This window comes from Pseudomonas fluorescens, from assembly GCF_902498195.1.
In the GTDB taxonomy this organism is placed as follows: Bacteria; Pseudomonadota; Gammaproteobacteria; order Pseudomonadales; family Pseudomonadaceae; genus Aquipseudomonas; species Aquipseudomonas fluorescens_BU.
Genome location: NZ_CABVIY010000010.1, coordinates 92,142 through 117,396, shown reverse-complemented (window position 1 = coordinate 117,396; position 25,255 = coordinate 92,142). Strand labels below are relative to the sequence as shown.

Here is a 25,255-nt window from a genome sequence, read left to right as displayed (position 1 = left end):
TATGAATCAGCGACGATTACTTCTGATGTCTGATACTTTTTCCCATCCACCAAGAGGCTCATGTTCCGCATAGTCGAATTCATGTACCTCTTGAGATTCTGCGAAAGTTACTTTTCGGGTGTGTCCAGTAGGGCTAGGTGTTGGGTTTTTTCTGTGGTGTTTTATGACCTTCTTGGCATAGTTTTTTCTTTGTTCACGTAGTTGTTCTCTGGTAAGAATTTTGAAATGGTTTTCCTTTTTTCTGTGAGGTGTGTAAACAACATCGTAGTAAGAGTTTTGCTGGTTTGCGTCTAGAAGGTACTGTGTCTTCAAAGTGTTCGCTGGTTTTCCATTCTCTGGAAGTGCTAGGTCAATGTTGTTTCGGGTGTTTTTCTGAAGCAAGTTTCCAGTTTTTGTTGTCAGGGCTGGTGTCTTGTATGAATCGCCCATCAATCCAAACGCTCTTAAAAGATTTTTCAATAATTTAGGTGTGTGTCCAGACGAATCAAACTTATTCACTGGATCACTCTCACAGTAACCATACGCATTCAATCCCCCCTCCCCAAACGGACTCCAACTGTCCGGACTGTTGAACCGCATCAACACCGGATTGAACTGCCGATACCCCTTCCCCAAATGATAATGCCCGGTCAGCGGGTCACACAGTTCACCATTGAACCCGAGCAGGCTCAGTAAACCGTTCTCGATCGGGCGATGGCCATAGGGTGTGTAGGCGATGGGATGAGGCCGATTCGTGGCCAGGGCATTCAACACCGAACTTTGTTGGTCGATGGCCAGGAGAAGGGTCTTGCGTGACTGCGTAGGCATCAGCTTTTTCCTATGCCGGAACCCGTGAAAAGAAAGTCCAGCATCGTTCCTTTGTCAGCCTTTGCCTACTATCAGAACTACTAGTTCCTACAGACCACACCACCGATTTACCCTTGCCGATTGACGCGCAATCCCCCTTGGTTCACCGTTCGCCCACTTACCTGACGGGCTCGGACGCCATGCCTCATATCCTGATTGTCGAAGACGAAGCGGCGATTGCCGACACCCTGGTTTTTGCCTTGCAGGGCGAAGGCTTCACCACCACCTGGCTGAGCCTGGGGGCGGCGGCGCTGGAGCATCAGCGCCAGGCGCCGGCTGACCTGATCATCCTCGACATCGGCCTGCCGGACATCAGCGGTTTCGAAACCTGCAAGCAATTGCGGCGCTTCAGTGAAGTGCCGGTGATGTTCCTCAGTGCTCGCGACGGGGAGATTGATCGTGTGGTGGGCCTGGAAATCGGCGCCGACGATTACGTGGTCAAGCCATTCAGCCCCCGCGAAGTGGCGGCGCGGGTCCGGGCGATTCTCAAGCGCATGGCGCCGCGCGCGGTGGCCGGGCCCTCATCGTCGACGCTGTTTCGCATCGACAACGAGCGGGTGCAGATCAGCTATCGCGGTGAGTGGCTGACCCTCACCCGTCACGAATTCCGCCTGCTGCAATGCCTGCTCGAACAACCCGAACGGGTTTTCAGCCGCGAGCAATTGCTCGATGCGCTGGGCATTGCCGCCGATGCCGGTTACGAGCGCAGCATCGACAGCCATATCAAGAGCGTGCGCGCCAAACTGCGGCTGGTGAAGGCCGATGCCGAGCCGATCCAGACCCATCGTGGCCTCGGCTACAGCTACAACCCGGGGCACAGCTGATGCCCCTGGGGATACGGATTTTCCTGGTCTATGTGCTGTTCATCGGCCTGACCGGTTACTTCGTGCTCAACACCGTGATGGAGGAAATCCGTCCCGGCGTGCGCCAGTCCACCGAAGAAACCCTGGTCGACACCGCCAACCTGATGGCCGAGATCCTGCGCGACGACTTCAAGGCCGGCACCCTCAATCAGAACCGCTGGCCGGAGCTGCTCAGGGCTTACGGCGAACGCCAGCCGGCCGCGACGATCTGGGGCCTGCCGAAGAACCAGGTCAACCACCGCATCTATGTCACCGACGCCAAGGGCATCGTGGTGCTTGATTCCAGCGGCACGGCGGTCGGCCAGGATTACTCGCGCTGGAATGACGTTTACCTGACGCTGCGCGGCGAGTACGGCGCCCGCTCCAGCCGCAGCGATCCTGAGGATGCGAGTTCCTCGGTGATGCACGTCGGCGCGCCGATACGCGATAACGGGCAGATCATCGGCGTGGTCACCGTGGCCAAACCCAACAGCTCGTTGCAGCCCTACGTCGACCGCACGGAGCGGCGGTTGTTGGCCTATGGCGCCGGCCTGATCGGTCTCGGCCTGCTGTTCGGCGCGCTGCTGTCCTGGTGGCTGAGCCGGGCGCTGCGGCGCTTGACCCTCTATGCGCAGGCGGTGAGCGAAGGGCGGCGGATCGAGGTCCCGCATTATCGGGGTGGCGAGCTGGAGCAACTGGCGACCGCCGTGGAACAAATGCGTACGCAGCTGGAGGGCAAGGCCTACGTCGAGCGTTACGTGCACACGCTGACCCACGAACTCAAGAGCCCGCTGGCGGCGATTCGCGGCGCGGCGGAGTTGCTGCAAGGCGAGATGCCGCTGGACCAGCGGCAGCGTTTTGTTAGCAACATCGACAGCGAGAGTGCGCGGATGCAGCAACTGATCGAGCGTTTGTTGAACCTGGCGCAGGTTGAGCAACGTCAGGGGCTGGAAGAACGGGTGAGCGTGCCGCTGGCGGCATTGGTGGATGAAGTGTTGAACGCTCAGGCGGCACGCATCGAAGGCAAACAGTTGCGGGTTGAACGAACCCTTGCGACGGATCTGACGCTGATGGGGGAGCCGTTTCTATTGCGTCAGGCACTGGCGAACCTGCTGGAGAACGCGCTGGATTTCACGCCGACCCGGGGCGCGTTGCGATTCACTGCCGAGCGGGTGGGCGAGCAGATCGAGATCACACTGTTCAATCAGGCCGAGGCGATTCCCGACTATGCGCTGCCGCGATTGACCGAGCGTTTCTACTCCCTGCCGAGACCGGACAGTGGGCGTAAAAGCACCGGGCTGGGGCTTAATTTTGTCGAGGAAGTGGCCAAGTTGCATGGTGGGGTGATGAGCATCGGCAATGTTGAGGGCGGGGTTGAAGTCAGGTTGCGCCTGGCTTAGGACCGAGCCGCGGCATTCGCGAGCAAGCCCGCTCCCACATTTGACCGAGCACTCTGAACCAATGCAATCAAATGTGGGAGCGGGCTTGCTCGCGAAGAGGCCGGCCCATTCTCCACACAATCTCCATATTCCTTCCATAAAGCCCCCACACACCCACCCCAGACTCTCCCCATCCAAACAGGGAGAGTCCCATGAACCGCCATCTGACCTTGAAACTCGGGGCCATCGCCCTTCTGATTCTGTTGTTGCTGATCCCGCTGCTGATGATCAACGGCGTCATTCAGGACCGCCAGCAACAGCGCGACGCGGTGCTCGAAGACATCGCCCGCAGCTCCAGCTACAGCCAGCAATTGAGCGGGCCGTTGCTGGTGGTGCCGTATCGCAAAGTGGTGCGCACCTGGAAGCTCAACGAAAAAACCAACGAACGCTATCAGGACATCGGCGAAGAACGCGGCCGATTGTATTTCCTGCCGGAGCGCTTCGAACTCGACGGGCAAGTCCAGACCGAGCTGCGCTCGCGAGGCATTTACCAGGCGCGGCTGTTCCACGCCGACAACCGTATCAGCGGGCATTTTTCGTTGCCGGCGCAACTGGGCATCCAGGAAGACTTCGCCGATTACCAGTTCGACCGACCCTTTCTTGCCGTCGGGATCAGCGACATACGCGGCATCGAGAACGCCTTGAAACTCGAACTCAATGACCAGCAACTGGACTTCGTTCCTGGTAGCCAGGTCGGCTGGCTGGGCGAGGGCGTCCACGTGACACTGCCGGTCCTGGACGCGAAGCAAACCACCGAACTGGCCTTCGGCTTCGACTTGAAACTGCAAGGCACTGGCCAGTTGCAGATCCTGCCGGTGGGCAAAACCAGCAAAGTCTCGCTGGCCGCCAACTGGCCGCACCCCAGCTTCATCGGCAACTACCTGCCGGCCCGGCGCGACATCACCGATCTGGGTTTCACCGCCAACTGGCAGACCTCGTTCTTCTCCACCAATCTGCAAGAAGCCTTGAACAGTTGCGTGTCCCGTAGCAGCTGCGAGGGGTTTCATGGACGCAGCTTCGGCGTGAGCTTCATCGACCCCGTGGACCAGTATTTGAAAAGTGACCGCGCGATCAAATACGCACTGCTGTTCATCGTCCTGACCTTCGCCGGATTCTTCCTCTTCGAAGTGCTGAAAAGCCTGGCGGTGCACCCGGTGCAATACGCGCTGGTGGGTGTGGCGTTGGCGTTCTTTTATCTGCTGTTGCTGTCGTTGTCCGAACACATCGGTTTTGCCCTGGCGTATGTGTTGTCGGCCAGTGGTTGTGTGTTGTTGATCGGGTTCTATGTCTGCCATGTGCTGCGCAGCGTGCGTCACGGCTTGAGTTTTTCCGCGGGGTTGGCGGCGTTGTACGGGCTGCTGTATGGCTTGTTGAGTGCCGAGGATTACGCGCTGTTGATGGGGTCGTTGTTGCTGTTTGGGGTGTTGGGTGTGTTCATGGTGCTGACGCGCAAGCTGGATTGGTATGGGGTTGGGCAGAAGGTGGCCAAACCGGTTGAGTTTGATCTGGGAGCGGTGGAATGAGCCGGTCGGTGGGGTTGCGGGAGGATCAGCGGGAAGGGGAGGTGTTGGCGATGCGGATTGCGATGTTGTTTCCCGTTGATCGAGTGAGGTCCTATCGGGTGCCGGCTCGCTCCAGGAAGGGGAGGGCTGAGTAGGGGCAAGCTAAATTGGGGGCAGATTTAACTCTTCATGCTTTAAATAAATCTGTCCCCTTTTGTCGTCCCCTTTTGTCCTCCTTTTGTCTCTGCTAGTTGGTCACTCTCCATTGAGACAGATTTCTACTTCCTTCGCTATACACAATTGCCTCTCTATAAGAGGGTAGTCTGTTATGGTTGCGAGGTGTGGTAATGGCAGTAAAGTAGTTGGGTGGTGGCTCTGAACGAATCGAGTGCATTGGGGCCTCAAGTTGTTCAATGCTTGATTGCGTTCTGCGTGCCATCCTGGTGTAACGTAAGGCGCGGTCTGGGTTGGAGTTGATTAATGTCGCAGCAATGTCAAGTTGGACTAGTTCTCTTGCTTTCAGGGTTTCTATTGTCTCCGTCAAATGTTGCATTGATGATGTGTTGAGTTCGATAGGATTTAACTCTGGTAGGTCATTAAGTAGGTAATAGTGAGTTTTTACATTCGCTCGTTTTGCTAGTTTTTCGACTACGCCCTCACCACCTAATACATGGACCCGATTGGTCAAGGCATGTACTGTAGTTTCAGAAAGCGGATCGACTCCGACGCGGGTGAGATGTCTGTTGGCCTGTGTAATAAATTGTGCAAGCCAGGCCCTGCCATTGGGGTCTCGTCTATTGATCGAATCTCCCCCGCAATACGCATATGCATTCAAACCACCTTTCCCAAACGGGCTAAAACTGTCCTGATTTAAAAACCGCATCAATACCGGGCTGTACATTCGATAACCATTGCCCAGCGAATACCAGCCTGTCATTGCCTCCCGAAATACGCCATTAAATCGAAACTGATTCTGCGGGTCTTCGCCCGTTGGGCTATCTCCGTAGGGCGTGTAGGCGATGGCATTGTTTCGGGTCGAATCGACGGTGTTCGAGACGGAGCCCGCATAATCGGGTGCTAACAAGAGTGTCTTGCGTGAGCGCGCAGGCATTGGCTGATCTCCGATCCCAAACCCAAAGGAAGGCGGTTTCAGTGTCGGAGTATTTTCAGCCTTTGCCTACTATCAGAACTGCTAGTCCTTTGACCTTGCCAAACTCAAACCTTCGGCATCGTCGCCAGCATCGAAGGCCGCTGGCTCACTTCGAAGTACCACGCCGCCAGCTGCGGATTCGCCTCGCGCCAATCCAGGTCCGGGTGGCGCAGATCCACATAACCCAATGCGCACGCCACGCTGATCGCCGCCACGTCGAAATGGCTGGTCAGTTCTGCGATGGCGTCTTTTTCCAGCAACGCCAGGGCGCGGCGGATTTTGTCGCGCTGGCCGTCGAGCCAGGCGTCCCAGTGTTTTTCCGGGGCGCGCAGGGCGACTTCGTAGCGCACCAGGACGGCGGCGTCCATGATCCCGTCGGCCAGGGAAGCCAGGGTCAGGCGGCGCCAGCGGGCCGAGCCTTCGCGGGGGATCAGCGGGTTGCCGACGTGCTGGTGATCGAGGTAGTCGAGGATCACCCGACTGTCGTGGATGACGTTGCCGTCGGCCAGACGCAGTGCCGGGATCTTGCTCAGGGGGTTGTCGCTGATCAGTGCGCTGTCCGGATCGACCGGTGTGAGCACGCAGTTTTGCAGGGCCACGCGGTCCTGTTGACCGGTTTCGTGCAGCAGCACCATGACTTTGCGGACGAAAGGGGAAAGCGGGTTGTGGTACAGGGTCATGCTCGGGGCGGACATGGCAGCGTCTCGGTCGGTGGCGGAGTCGAGGCAGCATAGCGTGTGGAACTCTGTAGGAGCGAGCCTGCTCGCGATGGTCGTCAACGATGACGCTGGCGTCCTGACACTCCGAGGCGTTCTCAGGTGCATCGCGAGCAGGCTCGCTCCTACAGTAGATCGGTGGGGTTGTGGGTTTTGTGCAGATCAGTGGCGTTGGAGGAGGCCACGCAAGGCGAGGACGGCAGGGATGCCCAGCCCCAGCCAGCTCAGGGCATCCCACGGGCCATCGCCGAGCAGCGCGGCAAACAGCCCGGCCGCGCTGAACAGGGCGATGACGGAGGGCGTGGCAAATACCTTCCAGAAGTTAGACTGGCGCGGTTTCATGCCACGCTCCCGGCTTTTTCCAGCACGGGTTTCGCGGCCTTGCGCCGTACCACCCACAAGTACACGCCGCTGCCGAGGACGATGATCGTCAGCACATCCAGGGTCGCCCAGAGGATTTTCATCGGCATGCCGCCGTAGTCACCGAAATGCAGGGGCTGCGACATGCCCATGGCGTCCATGTACCACGGCCGCTGCGCCACGGCGGTGACTTGCAGGGTGCTGGCGTCGATCAGCACGGGCGTCAGCAGGTGCGAGGTCAAGTGCGTGCTGCCCTTCATGAACACCGCGTAATGGTGCTCGCTGGAGAACCGCGTGCCGGGAAACGCGATGAAGTCCGGCTGCATGCCTGGTGCGACGTCCTTGGCGATGTCGAGCAAGCGCGTGGCCGGCGCGAGTTGCGTCAGTGGCGGTGCGTCGCGGTACGGGGCGATCATCGCGCTCAGGCTGTCGGTGCGCCACGCGGCGATCAGCAGGTCGGCGCAGGCGCTGATCACGCCGGTCACGCCAACGACCAGGGCCCAGGTCAAGGTCACCACGCCAATCAGGTTATGCAGGTCGAGCCAGCGCAGGCGGGTGGATTTGTCCTGGCGCACGGTGGCGAATGTCAGGCGGCGCATGAACGGCAGGTACAACACCGTGCCCGAGACAATCGCGACAACGAACAGCAGGCCCATGAACGCCAGCAACAACTTGCCCGGCAGGCCGGCGAACATGTCCACGTGCAGGCGCAGCATGGTCATCATGAAACCGCCGTTGGCCGACGGCGTTTCCAGCGCCTCGCCAGTGCGGGCGTCGAGCATGAAGGTATGGGACGAGTTCGGTTCGGTGCCGGCGGTCGCCGCCATGATGGTCAGTACGGCATTGGGCTCATCGTCCTCGAAGCCGAAATACTGCATGACTTCACCAGGGCGATGCTTCTCGGCTGCCGCCACCAGCTGCTGCAAATCCAGGCGCGGGGTGTCCGCGGGCATTTCCTTCACTTGCGGCGCATCGCCCAGCAGGTGGTCGATCTCGTGGTGAAAGATCAACGGCAGGCCGGTCAGTGCCAGCAGCAACAGGAATACCGTGCAGATCAGGCTGGTCCAGGTGTGGACGAAGGACCAGCGGCGAATTGTTTTACTTTTCATTTCATAGCCTCCAGAAATACCAAAGCCGTCCTCGTAGGACGGCCTGGGTACCGGGCGTGTCAGTTCAAGCCTTTACCACTTGTAGGTGGCACTGGCGACGACGCTGCGTTCATCGCCGTAGTAGCAGTAGAAACTGTCGCAGGTGGAGAGATAGTCCTTGTCGAACAGGTTGGTCGCGTTGAGTGCCAGCGACGCCCCTTTGAGGCTGTTGTCCAGACGGCCGAGGTCGTAGTGCACCGTCGCGTCGAACACGGTGTAGGCATCGGCCTTACCGAGCTCGGTGTTGGCCTGGTCGCCATAGGTGTTGCCGGTGTAGCGAACGCCGCCGCCGATGCCGAAGCCATCCAGCACGCCGTTGTGCCAGGTGTAATCGGCCCACGCCGACGCGGTCTGGTTAGGCATCAGTTGCAGGCGATTGCCCTTGAACGTGCCGTCTTGCACTTCGGATTTGGCCAAGGTGTACGCGGCGGTGAGCTTGAGGTTTTCCGTCACATCGGAAACAGCTTCCAGCTCCAGACCCTTGACCTTGACTTCACCGGTCTGGCTGGTGACCGGAATGCCGCCGATGTTGTTGGTGACCGAGACATTTTTCTGGGTCAGGTCATACACCGCGGCGGTCAGCAACGTGTTGCTGCCAGGTGGCTGGTACTTGATACCCAGTTCCCACTGCTTGCCTTCGGTCGGCTTGAACGATTCGGTGGTGGAGGTATCGGCGTTGCTCGCCGGCTGGAACGATTCGGCGTAGGACAGGTAAGGCACGACGCCGTTGTCGAATACGTAGCTGATCGCTGCGTTGCCGCTGAAGTTCTTGTTGCGGTCGGTGTTGGTGGCATCGCCCTTGTTGAAGAACTTGGTGCTGGTGTGGACCCAGTCTTCACGGCCACCCAGCGTCAGGCGCCATTGATCGAGGGCCATCTGGTCCTGCACATACAGGCCGGTCTGATAGGTCTTCTGGTTGTAATCGTAGAAGGCCGACGAGCGAGGCGGACGCACGATTGGCAGGCCATAGACCGGGTTGTTAACGTTGGTCGTCAAGCCGTCGCCGAAGATCGAGGTGTAATTGGTGTTGGTGCGCTGGTGATCGAGGCCGATCAGCAGGGTGTGGCGGATGTCGCCGGTGGCGAAGTCAGCCTGCATGTTGTTGTCCACGGCGAACTGACTGATGTCCTCGTCGGTCGTGGTGCTGGTACGGCCAACGTTACCGTCGGCATCGACCTGGGTAAACGGGTAGGCGCCGGGGGTGAGGGCCTGGAAGGACAGGTCCGACTTGGTGTAGCGCAGGTTCTGGCGGAACTGCCAGACATCGTTCAGGCGGTGTTCGAAGGCGTAGCCCAGTGCGTAGTAAGTACGGTCGTAGTATTCCCAGTCCGGGTCGCCCAGGTTCTTGTGATGGGAAATATCGCCCAGTGGCGAGTGGATCTTGGTGCCCTGGATTGGCCGGAACTGGCTGGTGATACCGGTATCGTCACGCGTGAATTGCGTGAGCAGCGTCAGCCGGGTGTCTTCGTCGATGTTCCAGGTCAGGCTTGGCGCGATGTTGTAGCGCTTGTCGTCGATGTGGTCAATGGCGGTTCCGCCATCACGCACCACGCCGCTGAGGCCGTACAGGAACTGACCTTCATCGTCGATCTTGCCGGTGCTGGCAAAGTTGATCTGGCGATGGTTGTCGCTGCCGTATTGCAGCTGGATTTCATTGCTGGATTCGGCGCTGGGACGGCGGCTGACCATGTCCAGCAAGCCACCCGGCGGGGTCTGGCCATAGACGGACGAGGCCGGGCCACGCAGCACGGCCAGGCGATCGAGGTTCCAGGTTTCCTGCTTGGGGTTGGCATAGACGCCCTTGGGCAGCGGCAGACCGTCCAGGAACTGGGTCGGCTCGAAACCGCGCACGCGCAACCAGTCGGCACGGGTATCGCTGCCGAAACTGGCGCCGGTGGTGCCCGGCAAGTAGCGCACGGCGGCGTCGAGTGTGTGCACGTTGCGATCGTCCATCTGCTCGCGGGTCACCACCGAGATCGAGCGCGGTGCTTCAACCAGTGCCGTGTCGGTTTTGCTGCCGGCAGCGGTGCGCTTGGCCACGTAGCCTTCCACCGGACCCCAGGCGCTTTCCGTGCTCTCCACGCCGATCACGCTGGTCGCGGGCAGGGCCATTACGCCTTCGGGCACGGCCACCAGGGTATAGGTGCTCCCGCTCTGTTCCAGTTGCAGACCGGTGCCGCGCAAGGCTTCTTGCAGGGCGCCGGCGGCATCGAACTGGCCTTTTACCGGGGCGGACGTCTTGCCGGCGGCCAGGGATGGATTCAACGACAGCGCCAGGCCGGCCTGGCTGGCGATCTGGTTCAGGGTGCTGGCCAACGGCGCGGCCGGCAGGTTGTAGGCACGAACGCTGGACGCCTGTTCGGCGGCGATCAGTTGGCTGCTGGCCAAAGGCGTGCAAAGGGCAATGGCAACCGCCAGCAAACCGGGGCGCATCAAGGTGTCGAGTGAACGTGACATACAGCGGCTCCTGAAAGGGAATACTTCTCAATTGCCTAGGTGCCGGACGAGAATCGAAAAGTGATAGGGCTGGATGAAAATAATTTTGATTCAGTAAATGAAATCGGGCTTTTGTGGTGAGGGTGAGGGCCCCTTCGCGAGCAAGCCCGCTCCCACAGGGTGGGTGGATATCCTGGGCTTGCCCGGACACCCTCACATCAAGGCTTGACCTCGGTCTTCGCCGCCACCGTCACCCACCACTGCGTGCGCTGTTCGATCTGCACCGGCAGGGTTGGCAGCAGGGCGCTCAGGGCCAGGTTGGTGTCCTTGAGCGGGAAGCTGCCAGTGATCCGCAGGTCGGCCACTTGCGGTGCAACGCCCAGGTGCCCGGGGCGATAGCGGGCGAGTTCATTCACCAGATCTTCCAGTCGCGCGTTGTCCACCACCAGCATGCCTCGCGTCCAGGCATCGGCGCCCGGGTTGAGCACGGCAACCGGTCCCAGGCCGTCGCTGCGGATCAGCACCTGCTGGCCTTCGCGCAGGATCTGTTCATCGAGGCTCGATTGCGGATGGGCCGCCACCGCCGACTGCAACACGCTCAGGCGCGTGCCTTGTTCCTCGCGCTTGACCAGGAACCGCGTGCCCAGCGCGCGCATGCTGCCTTCACGGGTTTCGACGATAAACGGCCGGGCATCGCCATGGCCGGTCTCGACAAGGATTTCCCCTTCCTGCAGGACGATCAGGCGTTGCTGCTCATCGAAACGCACGTCCACGGCACTGTGGGTGTTGAGGTTGATCAAGGTGCCGTCGCTCAGGCGAAGGGTGCGTTGCTCGCCGGTGGCGGTGCGCTGGTCGGCCAGCCAATAGTCGACGGGCAGATAACGCTCGCCGGCAAACAGCGCCAGACCGATGACCGCGGCCACACTGGCCAGCCCGCTGCCAAGCTTGCGCACCCGCCGGCGAATGCTTTCGCGCGATTGCAGCAATGCGGTGCGGGCCGGGCCGCTGGCGACGCTGAAACGCTGGTCGAGCATGCCCAGCTGGCGCCACGCGCGAGCGTGCTCTTCGTGGGCGGCATGCCATTTGGCGAACTCTTCGCGCTCCACCGGGTTGCCGGAGTCCAGGGACAATTGCCAGGCGATCGCGGCATCGAGCACTTGCGCCGACACCGGTTTGGAGCTGACCGGGCTCATGTCGGCTCACCGTACAACGCGATGTAGCACTGGCGGACGCCCTGGGCCAGGTACTGGCGCACACGGGGCACCGACACGCCCAGGCGTTCGGCGATTTCCGCGTGGCCCAGGCCGTCGAGACGGTTATACAGAAACGCCGCCCGGGCCTTGCTCGAGAGCTTGCCGAGCAGGCGATCGATGTTCTTCAGGTCTTCGAGGATCATTTGCTGTTCTTCCACCGAGGGCTGCTCGGCTTCGGGAATCAGCATCAATTCGGTGAGGTAGGCCTGTTCCAGCGCGGCGCGGCGGAAATAGTCAAACAGCAGGCCCTTGGCAATCGCCACCAGGAACGCCCGGGGCTCGCGCGGTTCTTTCAGTTCCTCGCGGCCCAGCAAGCGCACGAAGGTGTCCTGGCTCAGGTCTTCGGCCCGTTGCGGGCAGGTGACATTGCGCCGAAGCCAGGCCAATAGCCAACCGCGATGGTCGCGATATAACGCACCGACGAGCTCACTTTGAGGGCTTGGGACTGACGACACGTAGCATCACCGATTGGGAAGTGTTAACTAACGAGAATTGTTCGCGATTGTGTCAGAGGCGAGGGAGGTAAAGCAATTGGCGTTGGTCGGGTGGTTTGGAGGGCAGTTGGACCGCGTTATCGTTCTTCGCGAGCAAGCCCGCTCCCACAGTTGACCGGGTGCTCCAGACAGATGCGGTCGATTGTGGGAGCGGGCTTGCTCGCGAAGGGGCCGATACAGGCACTGGAAATTCAGAAGGATGGAGAATTCTGGCGGCGCTTCCACTGGCTCAACCGCTGCTGCAGATTCACCGGGCTATGAATCTGCTGCTGCCGCGCCCGGCTGAACAGGATCAACGCCAGCTCGGCGGTGGCCAGGGCGTCGGCGCTGGCGTTGTGGCGCTCGAAGACTTCCAGCTTGAACCAGTCGATCCACTCGTCCAGTCCCGCCTCGCGGATGTTGGCCTGCGGACACAGCAGGGGGGCAATGTCCGCCACATCCAGAAAGGCGTGCTGCAACTTGTAACCCAGATGATCTTTCAGTGCCCGCCCCAGCATGTGCTGGTCGAACGGCGCATGAAAGGCCAGCAACGGGCTGTCGCCGACGAACTCCATGAAGTCGAGCAATGCCTGGGCCGGGTCGCTGCCGGCCGCAATCGCACTGGGGCCCAGCCCGTGAATCAGCACGCTGGGGCTGAGTTTGAGCTCAGCGCATTGCAGGGTGCGTTCGAATTGCTGGCTGAAATCGATGGCGCCATCCTCGATCACCACCGCGCCGATGGACAGCACCCGGTCCTTGTTCAGGTTCAGCCCGGTGGTTTCCAGGTCGAGCACCACCCAGCGCTGCTCGCGCAGGCTGCATTCGCCCAGCGCCGTCGCTGCCGGCAAGCGTTGCAGACGTTGTTGCAGATCACCGGACAGGCTCGGGCCGGCCGGGCGCAGCCATGAAAACAGGCTCATAGTTGATACCGCAACGTCAGGCTGCTTTGCAGGCGCTGCGCCTGGCGCAGGGATTCACGCAGGATTCGTCGATCCAGATGATTGAGGCTGTCGGGGTCGACCCGGTTGGAGTAGGGCAGGTTCTCGCGGGTCTGGCGTTGATGTTGCTGCATGCGGGTCTGCTGGATGAAGTGATACGCCTCTTCGTAGGCCGCGCCATCGAGTGGCTCGATGACTTCTTTATCCACCAGTTGGCGGAAACGCTCCAGGGTATTGTTGGCCTCGATGCCATGGGCCAGCGCCAGCAAGCGCGCGCCGTCGACAAAGGGCGTCAGGCCCTGGATCTTCAGGTCCAGGGTGGCCTTCTCGCCATTTTTGCGCGCCAGCACAAACTCACGGAAGCGTCCCACGGGCGGGCGATTGCGCAAGGCATTCTCGGCCATCATGCGTTGGAACAGACGGTTGTCGCCGACCTGGTCGAGAATCCCGCGACGCAACTGTTCACAGCCTTGCTCGCTGCCCCAGACCACACGCAAATCGAAATAAATGCTCGACCCCAACAGGTTCTCCGGCGTGGCCTCGCGTATGAACGCGGCAAAGCGTCGTGCCCATTCGACCCGGGACAGGCACAGCTCGGGGTTGCCCGCCATGATGTTGCCTTTGCACAGGGTGAAACCGCACAGCGCCAGGCTGTGGTTGATCTGGTGGGCAATGGGCAGCAGTTTTCCGCGAATTTCCGCCGCGTGGGCGGCATCCCGGGCTTCGAACAGAATGCCGTTGTCCTGGTCGGTGTGCAGTGTCTGCTCGCGGCGACCTTCGCTGCCGAAACACAGCCAGCTGAAGGGAATGCCGGGGTCGCCTTTCTCGGCCAGGGTCAGTTCGATTACCCGGCACACGGTGTGGTCGTTGAGCAGGGTGATGATGTGGGTGATTTGGGTCGAAGACGCGCCGTGGGCCAGCATGCGTTCCACCAGTTGGCCGATCTCGCCACGCAGCGCCACCAGGTTTTCCACGCGCTGGGCGCTGCGGATGGTGCGGGCCAGGTGCACCAGGTCGACGCGCTGCAGGGAAAACAGATCCCGCTCGGACACCACGCCGCACAGGCGCTGGTCCTTGACCAGGCAGACGTGGGCGATGTGCCGCTCGGTCATGGCAATCGCCGCGTCGAACGCGCTGTGATCCGGGCTCAGGTAAAACGGCGCCTGGGTCATGTGTCGTTCGATGGCTTCGTTGAAATCGCCGGTGCCATTGGCCACCACCTGGCGTAAATCGCGCAGGGTGAAAATCCCCAGCGGCGCTTTGTGTTCGTTGACCACCACGATGCTGCCGACCTGCTGCTCGTGCATCAGGGTCACGGCTTCACGCAGCGGCGTTGTCGGGCTGCACGTCACCGGATGACGCATGGCCAGTTCGCCCAGGCGGGTGTTGAGCGAGTACTGGGTGCCGAGGGTTTCCACGGCTTTTTGCTGGACCTGCTGGTTCACCTGGTCCAGCAGGCTGCTCACGCCGCGTAGGGCAAAATCGCGAAAGGTGTGGGAAATGGCGAATAGCTTGATGAATGCCAGCTTGTTGAGTTGCAGGCAAAAGGTGTCTTCGGCGGCCAGGTGTTCAGTGCGGGTCGCCCGCTCTCCCAGCAGCGCGGCGAGGGGAAAGCACTCGCCGGTGGTGATTTCAAACGTGGTTTCAGTGCCGCCCTTGGCCGAATGCGGACGCTCGCCCACCACCCGGCCCTGCTTGACGATGTAAAAGTGCTCAACCGGGCCATCGGCAGGCTTGATGATGCTTTCGCCGGGGCCGTAGAAACGCAGTTGGCATTGCTCGACCAGGTACGCCAGGTGGGCGTGTTCCATCTGGTTGAAGGGCGGGAAGCGCTGAAGGAATTGCAAAGTGCCCTGGATGTTTTGCAACACCGCGGTTTTCCCTGCCTGTGTGAAGGCGTCCGCTTTACTCATAACCATTACCGCAGTCTTTTTTGGATTTGTTGTTGTCGGATGACTCACCCATGGTCGACCCCTGCGGTCGGGGTGCCCATTGGACGTAAGTCTAGGTAGGCAATCGGTGTGATCAAATGTCGGAAAAAACCCACGCTAATGAGAGAAAAACCTCTCGACTTAGCTATTGGAAAATTATCCGACGAAGTGCACATTGAAGGTCTGCTTAGCGATGTCTCACCACTGTGCTAGGGAATTGTACTGAACATGTAGAGAACGCCATGTCCGACCACGATATTTTGAGTGACGCCGAGCGCGAAGCGCTCAGTGCCGTCATGCTGGAACCCGACCTGCCACCGCAGCGGGTGCTGATCGTTGACGACGACAAGGACGCCCGGGAATTACTGTCAGAGATCCTGGCCCTGGATGGCATTCGTTGCATGACGGCGGCCAGCGGCGAAAGCGCACTCAAGATGCTGGAAGAGAAACCCTCGATCGGCCTGGTGATTACCGACCTGCGCATGGGCAATGTCGATGGCCTGGACCTGATCCGTCAGGTGCGGGAGTCGGTGAGGGCAGCGATGCCGTTCATCATTGTCTCCGGCGATGCCGACGTGAAGGATGCCATCGCGGCGATGCATTTGAGCGTGGTGGATTTCCTGCTCAAGCCCATCGATACCGGCAAGTTGTTGGGGTTGGTCAAGCATGAGTTGGGGATGGATTTGTGAATAGCCGAAAAGATCGCAGCCTTCGGCAGCTCCTACAGGGCAATGCGATCATTCAGTAGGAGCTGCCGAAGGCTGCGATCTTTTGATTTTAATAAAAAAAGCCCTGATCGAAAGACCAGGGCTTTTTCATGTCCGGCATCAGCGCTCAGTTACAGGCCATTGGCAGCCTTGAACTCGCGGCGACGACGGTGCAGGACCGGCTCGGTGTAGCCGTTCGGCTGTTTGGTGCCCTCGATCACCAGTTCGACCGCCGCCTGGAAGGCGATGTTGCTGTCGAAGTTCGGCGCCAGTGGGCGATACAGCGAGTCGTTGGCGTTCTGACGGTCAACCACCGGCGCCATGCGCTTGAGGCTTTCCATCACTTGGGCTTCGGTGACGATGCCATGACGCAGCCAGTTGGCGATGTGCTGGCTGGAAATACGCAGCGTGGCACGGTCTTCCATCAGGCCGACGTCGTTGATGTCCGGCACTTTCGAACAGCCGACGCCCTGGTCGATCCAGCGCACCACGTAACCCAGAATGCCCTGGCTGTTGTTGTCCAGTTCGTTCTTGATCTGTTCGGCGGTCCACTGCGGGTTGACCGCCAGCGGGATGGTCAGGATGTCGTCCACCGACGCGTGGGCACGTTTGGCCAGTTCGGCCTGACGGGCGAACACGTCAACCTTGTGATAATGCAACGCGTGCAGCGCCGCGGCGGTGGGCGACGGAACCCAGGCGGTGTTGGCGCCGGCCAGCGGGTGAGCGATTTTCTGTTCCAGCATCGCCGCCATCAGGTCGGGCATCGCCCACATGCCTTTACCGATTTGCGCACGGCCTTGCAGGCCGGTGCTCAAGCCGATATCGACGTTGGAGTTCTCGTACGCGCCGATCCATTTTTCAGCCTTCATGTCCGCCTTGCGCACCATCGGGCCGGCTTCCATGGAGGTGTGAATCTCATCGCCCGTACGGTCGAGGAAACCGGTGTTGATGAACACCACGCGTTCGCTCGCCGCCTTGATGCAGGCCTTGAGGTTGATCGTGGTGCGACGCTCCTCGTCCATGATCCCGACTTTGAGGGTGTTGCGCGGCAGGCCCAACACGTCTTCGATACGCCCGAACAGCTCGTTGGTGAACGCCGCTTCTTCAGGGCCGTGCATCTTCGGCTTCACGATGTAGACCGAGCCGGTGCGTGTGTTTTTGCGCGACGTGTTGCCATTCAGGTTGTGGATGGCTGCCAGGCAGGTGACCAGACCGTCGAGGATGCCTTCCGGCACTTCGTTGCCGTCTTTATCGAGGATCGCGTCGATGGTCATCAGGTGACCGACGTTGCGCACGAACAACAGCGAGCGACCGTGCAGGCTCAATTCGCTGCCGTCGACGGCGGTGTAGGTGCGGTCGGCGTTCATGGTGCGGGTGAAGGTCTTGCCGCCCTTGGCGACTTCTTCCGACAGGTCGCCCTTCATCAGGCCGAGCCAGTTGCGGTAGATCACTACTTTGTCGTCGGCATCGACGGCGGCAACGGAGTCTTCGCAGTCCATGATGGTGGTCAGCGCGGCTTCCATCAGCACGTCTTTCACGCCGGCAGCGTCGGTCTGGCCGACCGGGGTGCTGGCATCGATCTGGATTTCGAAATGCAGGCCGTTGTTTTTCAGCAGGATCGCGGTCGGTGCTTGAGCCTCGCCCTGGAAGCCAATCAGTTGCGCGTCGTTGCGCAGGCCGGTGTTGCTTCCGCCTTTAAGGGCGACCACCAGTTTGCCGTCGACGATTGTGTAGTGTGTGGAATCGACATGGGAGCCGGCGGCCAGTGGCGCCGCTTCGTCGAGGAAGGCGCGGGCGAAGGCGATGACCTTGTCGCCGCGAACCTTGTTGTAGCCTTTGCCTTTTTCCGCGCCGTCAGCTTCGCTGATGGCGTCGGTGCCGTAGAGCGCGTCGTACAGCGAACCCCAGCGGGCGTTCGAAGCATTGAGCGCGAAGCGGGCGTTCATCACCGGCACCACGAGCTGTGGACCGGCCATGCGGGCGATTTCTTCATCGACGTTTTGCGTCGTCGCCTGGAAATCAGCCGCTTCTGGCAGCAGATAACCGATGTCTTGCAGGAAGGCTTTATAAGCCACGGCATCGTGAGATTGACCGGCACGGGATTGGTGCCAGCCGTCAATACGAGCCTGGAAATCATCGCGTTTGGCGAGTAGGGCTTTGTTCTTCGGCGCCAGGTCATGAATGACCTTGTCGGCACCGGCCCAGAACTGTTCGGCGGTGAGGCCGGTTCCGGGAATGGCTTCGTTGTTCACGAAGTCGAACAGGACTTTGGCGACCTGCAGGCCACCGACTTGAACGTGTTCAGTCATTGCTTGCCTCACTCTGCTCAGCTATTTCGCTTTTCAGCTCTTCAATTTAACAATGAAGCCATTGGCATTTAAACCACAAACCCTGCGACCAGTGCATGCCATTTCTGACGGCTGGGTTGGGACCAATCAACGGCTTGGAGGCCTTGCTGACGGGGCTTTCAGGGATGCGACCGTGCCGGTGGCAGACATCGATCCAACGTTATGTAGTGCGCGCTGCGGCATACTACATGATGAATTGCGCTTGTGAAAATTAGACTAATTACGTCGTTCTGCGACCCCGTGACGCATTGCAGTCACGTCGGGGATCGGGATGTTCTCAAAAAACCATGAGATTGTTCCAGTTAAATATAAAAAGTTGTACACGATTTGTCTTCGGCAGGATTTTCCAGGGTGAACCATTCGCGAGCAAGCCCGCTCCCACAAAGGCTCGCTCGGCCCTGTGGGAGCGGGCTTGCTCGCGAAGGCGTCATCCCGATCAACGCGTGATCACCCCTTGCCTATACTTGCCTTTCCATAACAAAAGTCATGACCAGAGGGCTGCGCCATGGACCACCTCGTACTCACTGTTTTCGCTCCGGACAAGCCCGGGCAGGTCGAGCGCATCGCCCAATGCATTGCCGAACAGGGCGGCAACTGGCTGGAAAGCCGCATGTCGCGCATGGCCGGGCAATTCGCCGGGATTCTTCGGGTGGGCGTGCCGGCCGAAGCCTACGATTCACTGGTGGATGCCCTGCAGGGGTTGTCTGCCCATGGCATTCGCGTGTTGATCGCCGAAAGCGGCATCGAGCAATCCTGCACCTGGAAACCGATCGCGATGGAGTTGGTGGGCAATGACCGACCGGGGATCGTGCGCGATATCACGCGGTTACTGAGCGAGCAGGGAGTCAACCTGGAACGGCTGGTGACAGAAGTGCGGCCGGCGCCGATGAGCAGCGAACCGCTGTTTCACGCCGAGGCGATTCTGGCGGTGCCGCTGACGCTGTCACTGGATGTGCTGCAAACACGCCTGGAAACCCTGGCCGACGATTTGATGGTGGAACTGGTGCTGCGCAGTGAACCTTGATCGGGTTATCCAAGTTAAACGTGCACCTGCCTGTGGATAACCTGTAGAGACAGCCCGCCAGGCCACGTCCGTCGTGGCTTGGCGAGTGTTGATCAAAAAATCGCCAGTATTCAGTGACTTGCGCACAATCGCCGGGGATCACGCTGTGGATAACCTTGGGAAGGAACGAGGCAGGCCACGTGAACCGTGGCCTGTAGAGGTTTGTGTGTTTTTTGATCAGCTGCGCCGGCGCAAACTTATCCACGCATCGACGCTGTAAACCGCCAGACCCGCCCAGATGAAGATAAACGCCACCAGGGTGCTGGACGACAGGTGTTCGCCAAACAGCAGCACGGCTTGCAGCAAGACCAGGGTCGGCGCCAGGTACTGGAGAAATCCCAGGGTGGTATAGGGCAAATGCCGCGCGGCGGCGTTGAAGCACACCAGCGGCACCAGCGTGACTGGCCCGGCGGCCACCAGCCACCAGGCTTCGGAAGTGGTCCAGAACTCGGCTTGAGCGCTGTGGGCGGTCGGGTTGAACAGCAGCCAGGCGATCGCGATCGGCACCAGCATCCAGGTTTCCACCACCAGGCCCGGCAGCGCCTTGACCGGTGCCTGCTTGCGGATCAGCCCGTAGAAACCGAAGGTCAGGGCCAGCACCAGCGACACCCACGGCAGGCTGCCCACCTGCCACACCTGCTGCGCCACGCCGATGGCCGCCAGGCCCACGGCAATCCATTGCATGCGTCGCAGTCGTTCGCCGAGGATCAGCATGCCCAGCAGCACGTTGACCAGCGGGTTGATGTAGTAGCCGAGACTGGCTTCAAGCATGCGTCCGTTATTCACCGACCAGACGTAGGTCAGCCAGTTGGCCGCGATCAATGTGCCGCTCAAGGCCAGGATCGCCAGGCGTCGCGGGTTCTCCCGCAGTTCGCGCCACCAGCCCGGATGCTTCCACACCATCAGCAGCAAGGCGCCGAACAGGGCTGACCAGAGCACGCGGTGGATGATGATCTCCACGGCGGGCACGCTGGCGATGGCTTTGAAGTAGAGCGGGAAAAGTCCCCAGATGATGTAGGCCGTCAGGCCCAGGATGTACCCGCGACGCGGGTTGGCGGCTTGCATGCAGAATCCTTGCTTAGGCAGCTAACAAAAGAAGGGATTGTAGGGCGGTTGTATAGATGTGTCGTGTCAGAAAATAAAAAGATCGCAGCCTTCGGCAGCTCCTACAAGGGAATGGTTTACACCTGTAGGAGCTGCCGAAGGCTGCGATCTTTTGATCTTAAAAAAGCTTCAGGGGTTCTTCGTTGAGTGCGGCCAACTGCTCACGCAACGCCAGCACCTGATCACCCCAGTAGCGCTCCGTACCAAACCACGGAAAGCTGCGCGGGAAGGCCGGGTCGTCCCAGCGGCGGGCGAGCCAGGCGCTGTAGTGCATCAGGCGCAAGGCGCGCAGCGGTTCGATCAGCGCCAGTTCCCGCGGGTCGAAGTCGTGGAATTCGTTGTAGCCGTCCATCAACTCGGACAACTGCCCCAGGCATTCCTGGCGGTCGCCGGCCAGCATCATCCAGATGTCCTGCACGGCCGGGCCCATGCGGCAGTCGTCGAGGTCGACGATGTGGAACATCTCGTCGCGGCACATCATGTTGCCGGGGTGGCAATCGCCGTGCATGCGGATGTTCTGGTGCGGTGTGTTGCTGTAGGCATCTTCCACACGCTTGAGCAGGTCGCGGGCCACGGACTCGTAGGCCGGCAGCAGGCTGCGGGGGATGAAATTGCCTTCGAGCAAGGTGGTCAGCGAATCATGGCCGAAGTTTTTCACCGCCAGGGCTTCGCGGTGCTCGAAGGGCTTGGTCGCACCGACCGCATGCAGGCGACCGAGCAATTGTCCCAGGCGATACAGTTGATCGAGATTGCCCGGCTCCGGCGCGCGACCGCCGCGACGGGGGAACAGGGTGAAACGGAAACCGTTGTGTTCGTGCAGGGTTTCGCCGTTGTGGATCAGCGGCGCCACCACCGGCACCTCGACCTCGGTGAGTTCGAAGGTGAACTGGTGTTCTTCCAGAATCGCTTCGTTGGTCCAGCGCTGCGGGCGGTAGAACTTGGCGATCAGCGGCTCGCAGTCTTCGATGCCGACCTGATAGACGCGGTTTTCGTAGCTGTTCAGCGCCAGGATGCGCGCGTCGCTCAAGAAGCCGATGCTTTCGACGGCATCGAGCACGAGGTCTGGGGTGAGGGTTTCGAACGGGTGGGCCATGCTGACTCCTGCGCGCAGCAGGCTGCTGCGTCCGGCCAGGCATGTTAGCGCAGACGGGGCGGCTTTAGGGGTTGGGGTTGAGATGTGTAGTGTTCGTGCTGGCGCCTTCGCGAGCAAGCCCGCTCCCACAGGAGATCTTTGTGTGTCACCGGCAGTGTGCACACCCAAGACCCCCTGTGGGAGCGGGCTTGCTCGCGAAGAGGCCCGATCAGGCCCCGACGATCCCGCCATCCTGACGGGTGATGGCCATCACCGAGGACCGGGGCTTGCCATTGGGCAAGTGCTCGGGGAAGGTCGAGCCGCCGAATTCGCCCGGATGCTGGATCCCGACAAACAAGGTCTTCTGATCCGGCGAGAAGCTGATGCCCGTCACCTCGCAACCAATCGGCCCGACCATGAATCGGCGGATTTCCCCGGTCACGGGATCGGCGCAGAGCATCTGGTTGTTGCCCATGCCGGCGAAGTCACCGGCATTGCTGGCATCACCGTCGGTTTGAATCCACAAGCGCCCGCCATCATCGAACGCCAGGCCATCCGGGCTGTTGAACATGTTGTGCGGCGTGATGTTCGACGAACCGCCCTTGGGCGTGCCGGCATGCACTTGCGGGTTACCGGCCACCACGAACAAATCCCAGGAAAAGGTCCTGGAGCCATGATCGTCGCGGTCGGTGCGCCAGCGCAGGATCTGCCCGTAGACGTTCTTCTCCCGAGGATTCGGCCCGCCCACCGGTTGCCCGTCGTCACCGCGCTTGGCGTTGTTGGTCAGGGTGCAATAGACCTGGCCATCCTTGGGACTGACCACGATCCATTCCGGGCGATCCATGCGCGTGGCCTTGACCACGCTGGCCGCCAGGCGTGCGTGAATCAGCACTTCGGCCTGATCGGCAAAGCCGCTGCCGGCATCGATGCCGTTCTGGCCATGACTCAGTTCGACCCACTCGCCCTGGCCTTTGGGGTGATCGGCGTTGCCATCGCCGGCGTCGAAACGCGCCACGTACAAAGTGCCATGGTCCAGCAGGTCGCGATTGGCCTTGGGGTTTTTGTGGTCGATTCTGTCGCGGCTGACGAATTTGTAGATGAATTCGCCGCGCTCGTCGTCGCCCATGTACACCACGGCATGGCCGTCACGGGTTTCGGCCAGGGCGGCATTTTCATGTTTGAAGCGACCCAGCGCGGTGCGTTTGACGGGCGTCGATTGTGGATCGAACGGGTCGATTTCCACGATCCAGCCATGGCGATTGAGTTCGTTGGGGTTCTTCGCCAAATCAAAGCGCGCATCGTGCGGGTGCCAGTTGATCTCTTTGCTGGCCGCCACCGCGCCGTAGCGTTTCTGCGCGGGGTCGAACTTCTGCTCGGCGTTGCTGCTGCCGAAGCAGTCGGTAAAGTTCTCTTCGCACGTCAGGTAAGTGCCCCAGGGTGTCTTGCCGTTGGCGCAGTTCTGGAACGTGCCGAGGACGGTTTTGCCCTGCGGGTCTGCGCTGGTTTTCAGCCGTTCGTGACCCGCGGCCGGGCCACTCAGAGTGATCGGCGAATTACCGTGGATGCGCCGGTTGTAGCGCGAGCCCTGGACGAATTGCCATTGACCGTTGTGGCGCTGCACTTCGAGCACCGTCACGCCTTCGGCGGCCAGTGCCTTGCGCACCTCTTCGGCCGATTGCGGCATGCCGCCGTGAGGGTAGAGGTAGCGGTAATTGGTGTATTCGTTGTTGATCGCCATCAGCGCCCGGTCGGGGTCGTCGGGGAAGGCGAACAGGCTCATGCCGTCGTTGTGATCGCCAAACTGCACTTCCTGCTGCTCGGCGCTGCCGTGCCCGCTCGGGTCGAAGGCCGGGCCGTTTTTATGCAGGGGCTGGCCCCAACTGATCAACACCGAGGACTTGTAGCCGGGTGGCAGGCGGATGCTGTCAGCGGTGGCGGCGGGAATGCTGTCGAAGCCCAGCAGCGGGCTGTTGCCGGCGCTGACACTGGCGGCCAGCACGCTGCGGCTCAGCACGTTGCCGCCCAGGAACAGCGCGGCGCCGCACAGGGCACCCGCGCTGATGAATCCACGGCGGCTGAGGCCGACCATCTGTTCGAGGTCGGTGGTTTGGTGTTCTTCCAATAGGCTCACATCAGGCTCCCTGCGGTTTTTGCAGTCACCTTAATGATGGGCGATGAAGGTTTTGTTGCAGTGCTTTTACAACGGCGTACCCAGCAGCACGTTCGAGGGCGAAAACTGCACGCTCACCGGCTTGCCAACGCCGAGATGACGGGCGCGCAGATGCTCGGGTTCGGTCAGGGCGCAGAGTGTCTGGCCGTTGGGCAGGGCAATGCGCACTTCGCTGGGGCCGTCGCTGGCGTCGAGAATCGCTTCGAGGGTGCCTTTGAGGTAACTGTATCCGGGTGTTGCACTGTCCTCGGCACCCAGTACCTCAAGCCAGCCGGCCTTGATCAGCGCCACCACTTCGGTGCCGGGTTGCAGCTCCAGGCGCAGGGTGCTGTCGTGGGTGATTTGTGCATCGATGCTCAAGCCTTCGGCCAGCTCAAGGCGAATCCGGTCGTTGTGGCCCTGGGTTTCGATGGCGGCCACTTTGCCGTGCAACTGATTGCGCGCACTGGTGCGCAGCATCAAACGGCCGAGCAGGTCGAGATCGCTAGCCTCCTCGGCGGCCTCCAGCACCTGCGCTTGCAACGCCTGCAACTTTTGATACAGGCGCAACACCCGCTCCCCTTCGCTGGACAGCCTGGCGCCACCGCCGCCCTTGCCGCCGACGCTGCGTTCCACCAACGGTTTGTGCGCGAGGTTGTTGAGCTCATCGATGGCGTCCCAGGCGGCCTTGTAGCTCAAGCCCGCGCTTTTCGCCGCGCGGGTGATCGAACCCTGTTCGGCGATGTGCTGCAACAGGGCGATGCGTTGCGGGCGGCGGACAATGTGCTGGGACAACAACGTGGGGAGGGACATGGCAGGGCGCTTCGGGCTGTGGCGATGGTGAGGACGTTGGCGGCTGGAAGCTCGGGAGTCAAGTCGAGCACTGGTCCTGTGTGGGAGCGGGCTTGCTCGCGAAGACGCATTTTCATTCAGCACAGACGTCGACTGAACTGACGCCTTCGCGAGCAAGCCCGCTCCCACAGGTTCTTGTGTTTTCGGGTCAAGCGGCGTAACCGGGTTTTGGGGTGCGGGCCAGGCAATACACATCGACCCTTGCGGCGCCGGCGTCCATCAGCAGGTGAGCCAGTGCCTGCGCCGTGGCGCCGGTGGTCAGCACGTCGTCCACCAGGGCCAGGTGCAGTCCTTTGACTGATGTTTGCGGTGCCAGCGCAAACGCATCGCGCAGGTTTTTCCGCCGTTCATTGGCGTTCAGCGCTTGTTGCGTGCCGGTGTCCTGAGTCCTCAGCAGCAACCGTTCATCGCAAGGTAAATCGAGGCGGGTGCTGAGCCATCGCGCGACCATCGCGGCCTGGTTGAATCCCCGCTCGCGCAGGCGTCGGGTGGCTAGCGGGACCGGCACCAGTGAGTCAGGACGCGGCAGATCATCTTCGAAGCGATGTTGCAGCGCCTGGGCGAGAAGTTCGCCGAGCAGGCGGCCAAATGGCCAGTTCGCGCTGTGTTTGAAGCGGGTTATCAGGCTGTCTATCGGAAAACTGTAGGTCCAGGGTGCAACCACCCGTTCAAAGGCCGGCGGATGCTTCAGGCATTGACCGCACATCAGGCCCGGCGCGGGCAACGGCAGGGCGCAGGTCAGGCAATGATCGCCGAGCCACGGCAGCTCCGTTTCGCAGGCCGTGCACAGGGGCGTGACCCCATCGGCGGCTTCATTACACAGCAGACAGAATTGTTTGTTTTTTAACCAGATGTAAACCTGTCCTGGGTATCGTGGTTGACAGCGCATCGCTCTTCCTTAAATATGCCGAACATCCGTGTAGCGC

At 60.7% G+C, this 25,255-nt stretch carries 21 protein-coding genes; 5 read left to right on the top strand and 16 right to left on the bottom strand.

Features of this window, described 5'->3' with window-relative positions:
- Positions 1 to 6 precede the first annotated feature (6 nt).
- Positions 7 to 807 carry an RHS repeat-associated core domain-containing protein gene (locus F8N66_RS32285; RefSeq protein ID WP_150773547.1) on the bottom strand — a complete coding sequence of 267 codons (801 nt, stop codon included), beginning with the start codon at positions 805 to 807 and terminating at the stop codon, positions 7 to 9.
- 179 nt (positions 808 to 986) lie between these two features.
- On the opposite strand from F8N66_RS32285, the gene creB reads away from it, so the two are divergent.
- From creB to creD, 3 genes are all read left to right on the top strand, one after another.
- Complete coding sequence (creB, locus tag F8N66_RS30170; RefSeq protein WP_150773546.1) at positions 987 to 1,670, top strand: two-component system response regulator CreB; 684 nt, start codon at positions 987 to 989, stop codon at positions 1,668 to 1,670.
- Positions 1,670 to 3,088, top strand: coding sequence for a two-component system sensor histidine kinase CreC (creC, locus tag F8N66_RS30165; protein WP_150773545.1), 1,419 nt, complete (start codon positions 1,670 to 1,672; stop codon positions 3,086 to 3,088). The genes creB and creC overlap by 1 nt, the downstream gene beginning before the upstream one ends.
- A gap of 191 nt (positions 3,089 to 3,279) precedes the next feature.
- Positions 3,280 to 4,650: a cell envelope integrity protein CreD gene (creD, locus tag F8N66_RS30160; RefSeq protein ID WP_150773544.1), complete on the top strand. Its 1,371-nt coding sequence runs from the start codon at positions 3,280 to 3,282 to the stop codon at positions 4,648 to 4,650.
- Between the two features lie 226 nt (positions 4,651 to 4,876).
- Here the strand turns inward: creD and F8N66_RS30155 are convergent, their stop codons facing one another.
- From F8N66_RS30155 to F8N66_RS30115, 9 genes are all read right to left on the bottom strand, one after another.
- Complete coding sequence (locus F8N66_RS30155) at positions 4,877 to 5,740, bottom strand: RHS repeat-associated core domain-containing protein (RefSeq protein ID WP_150773543.1); 864 nt, start codon at positions 5,738 to 5,740, stop codon at positions 4,877 to 4,879.
- Positions 5,741 to 5,844: 104 nt separating this feature from the next.
- On the bottom strand, positions 5,845 to 6,474 hold the full coding sequence (locus F8N66_RS30150; RefSeq protein ID WP_150773542.1) for a glutathione S-transferase: 630 nt from the start codon (positions 6,472 to 6,474) through the stop codon (positions 5,845 to 5,847).
- Positions 6,475 to 6,657: 183 nt separating this feature from the next.
- Positions 6,658 to 6,837: a hypothetical protein gene (locus tag F8N66_RS30145; RefSeq protein WP_150773541.1), complete on the bottom strand. Its 180-nt coding sequence runs from the start codon at positions 6,835 to 6,837 to the stop codon at positions 6,658 to 6,660.
- The gene (locus F8N66_RS30140; protein ID WP_150773540.1) at positions 6,834 to 7,964 is read right to left on the bottom strand and encodes a PepSY-associated TM helix domain-containing protein; all 1,131 of its coding nucleotides are present in this window, start codon (positions 7,962 to 7,964) and stop codon (positions 6,834 to 6,836) included. The genes F8N66_RS30145 and F8N66_RS30140 overlap by 4 nt, the downstream gene beginning before the upstream one ends.
- 72 nt (positions 7,965 to 8,036) lie before the next feature.
- Positions 8,037 to 10,460, bottom strand: a complete 2,424-nt coding sequence (locus F8N66_RS30135; protein WP_150773539.1) for a TonB-dependent siderophore receptor — start codon at positions 10,458 to 10,460, stop codon at positions 8,037 to 8,039.
- A gap of 197 nt (positions 10,461 to 10,657) precedes the next feature.
- A complete protein-coding gene (locus F8N66_RS30130) occupies positions 10,658 to 11,632 on the bottom strand; it encodes a FecR domain-containing protein (RefSeq protein ID WP_150773538.1) in 975 nt (324 codons plus the stop codon).
- Positions 11,629 to 12,147 (bottom strand): RNA polymerase sigma factor, encoded by a 519-nt coding sequence (locus F8N66_RS30125; RefSeq protein ID WP_150773537.1) that lies wholly within the window; start codon positions 12,145 to 12,147, stop codon positions 11,629 to 11,631. The genes F8N66_RS30130 and F8N66_RS30125 overlap by 4 nt, the downstream gene beginning before the upstream one ends.
- Positions 12,148 to 12,377: 230 nt before the next feature.
- On the bottom strand, positions 12,378 to 13,085 hold the full coding sequence (locus F8N66_RS30120) for a PolC-type DNA polymerase III (RefSeq protein ID WP_150773536.1): 708 nt from the start codon (positions 13,083 to 13,085) through the stop codon (positions 12,378 to 12,380).
- Positions 13,082 to 15,016, bottom strand: coding sequence for a putative nucleotidyltransferase substrate binding domain-containing protein (locus tag F8N66_RS30115; protein WP_318195463.1), 1,935 nt, complete (start codon positions 15,014 to 15,016; stop codon positions 13,082 to 13,084). Before F8N66_RS30115 ends, F8N66_RS30120 begins: the two co-directional genes overlap by 4 nt.
- Positions 15,017 to 15,276: 260 nt before the next feature.
- On the opposite strand from F8N66_RS30115, the gene F8N66_RS30110 reads away from it, so the two are divergent.
- On the top strand, positions 15,277 to 15,723 hold the full coding sequence (locus tag F8N66_RS30110) for a response regulator (RefSeq protein ID WP_150773534.1): 447 nt from the start codon (positions 15,277 to 15,279) through the stop codon (positions 15,721 to 15,723).
- A 149-nt stretch (positions 15,724 to 15,872) separates the two neighbouring features.
- Here the strand turns inward: F8N66_RS30110 and F8N66_RS30105 are convergent, their stop codons facing one another.
- Entirely contained in the window at positions 15,873 to 18,050 is a 2,178-nt protein-coding gene (locus F8N66_RS30105; RefSeq protein WP_150773533.1) for a malate synthase G, read from the bottom strand.
- Positions 18,051 to 18,594: 544 nt separating this feature from the next.
- On the opposite strand from F8N66_RS30105, the gene F8N66_RS30100 reads away from it, so the two are divergent.
- On the top strand, positions 18,595 to 19,113 hold the full coding sequence (locus F8N66_RS30100; protein ID WP_150773532.1) for a glycine cleavage system protein R: 519 nt from the start codon (positions 18,595 to 18,597) through the stop codon (positions 19,111 to 19,113).
- A gap of 216 nt (positions 19,114 to 19,329) precedes the next feature.
- On the opposite strand, the gene rarD is transcribed toward F8N66_RS30100, so the two are convergent.
- The 5 genes from rarD to F8N66_RS30070 form a co-directional block, all read right to left on the bottom strand.
- On the bottom strand, positions 19,330 to 20,217 hold the full coding sequence (gene rarD / locus F8N66_RS30095) for an EamA family transporter RarD (RefSeq protein WP_150773531.1): 888 nt from the start codon (positions 20,215 to 20,217) through the stop codon (positions 19,330 to 19,332).
- A 157-nt stretch (positions 20,218 to 20,374) separates the two neighbouring features.
- Positions 20,375 to 21,349: a serine/threonine protein kinase gene (locus F8N66_RS30090; RefSeq protein WP_150773530.1), complete on the bottom strand. Its 975-nt coding sequence runs from the start codon at positions 21,347 to 21,349 to the stop codon at positions 20,375 to 20,377.
- Between the two features lie 208 nt (positions 21,350 to 21,557).
- Positions 21,558 to 23,459 carry a PhoX family protein gene (locus F8N66_RS30085; protein ID WP_150773529.1) on the bottom strand — a complete coding sequence of 634 codons (1,902 nt, stop codon included), beginning with the start codon at positions 23,457 to 23,459 and terminating at the stop codon, positions 21,558 to 21,560.
- Positions 23,460 to 23,525: 66 nt separating this feature from the next.
- Complete coding sequence (locus F8N66_RS30080; protein ID WP_150773528.1) at positions 23,526 to 24,290, bottom strand: TOBE domain-containing protein; 765 nt, start codon at positions 24,288 to 24,290, stop codon at positions 23,526 to 23,528.
- A gap of 187 nt (positions 24,291 to 24,477) precedes the next feature.
- A complete protein-coding gene (locus F8N66_RS30070) occupies positions 24,478 to 25,218 on the bottom strand; it encodes a ComF family protein (RefSeq protein WP_150773527.1) in 741 nt (246 codons plus the stop codon).
- Positions 25,219 to 25,255: the final 37 nt, after the last annotated feature.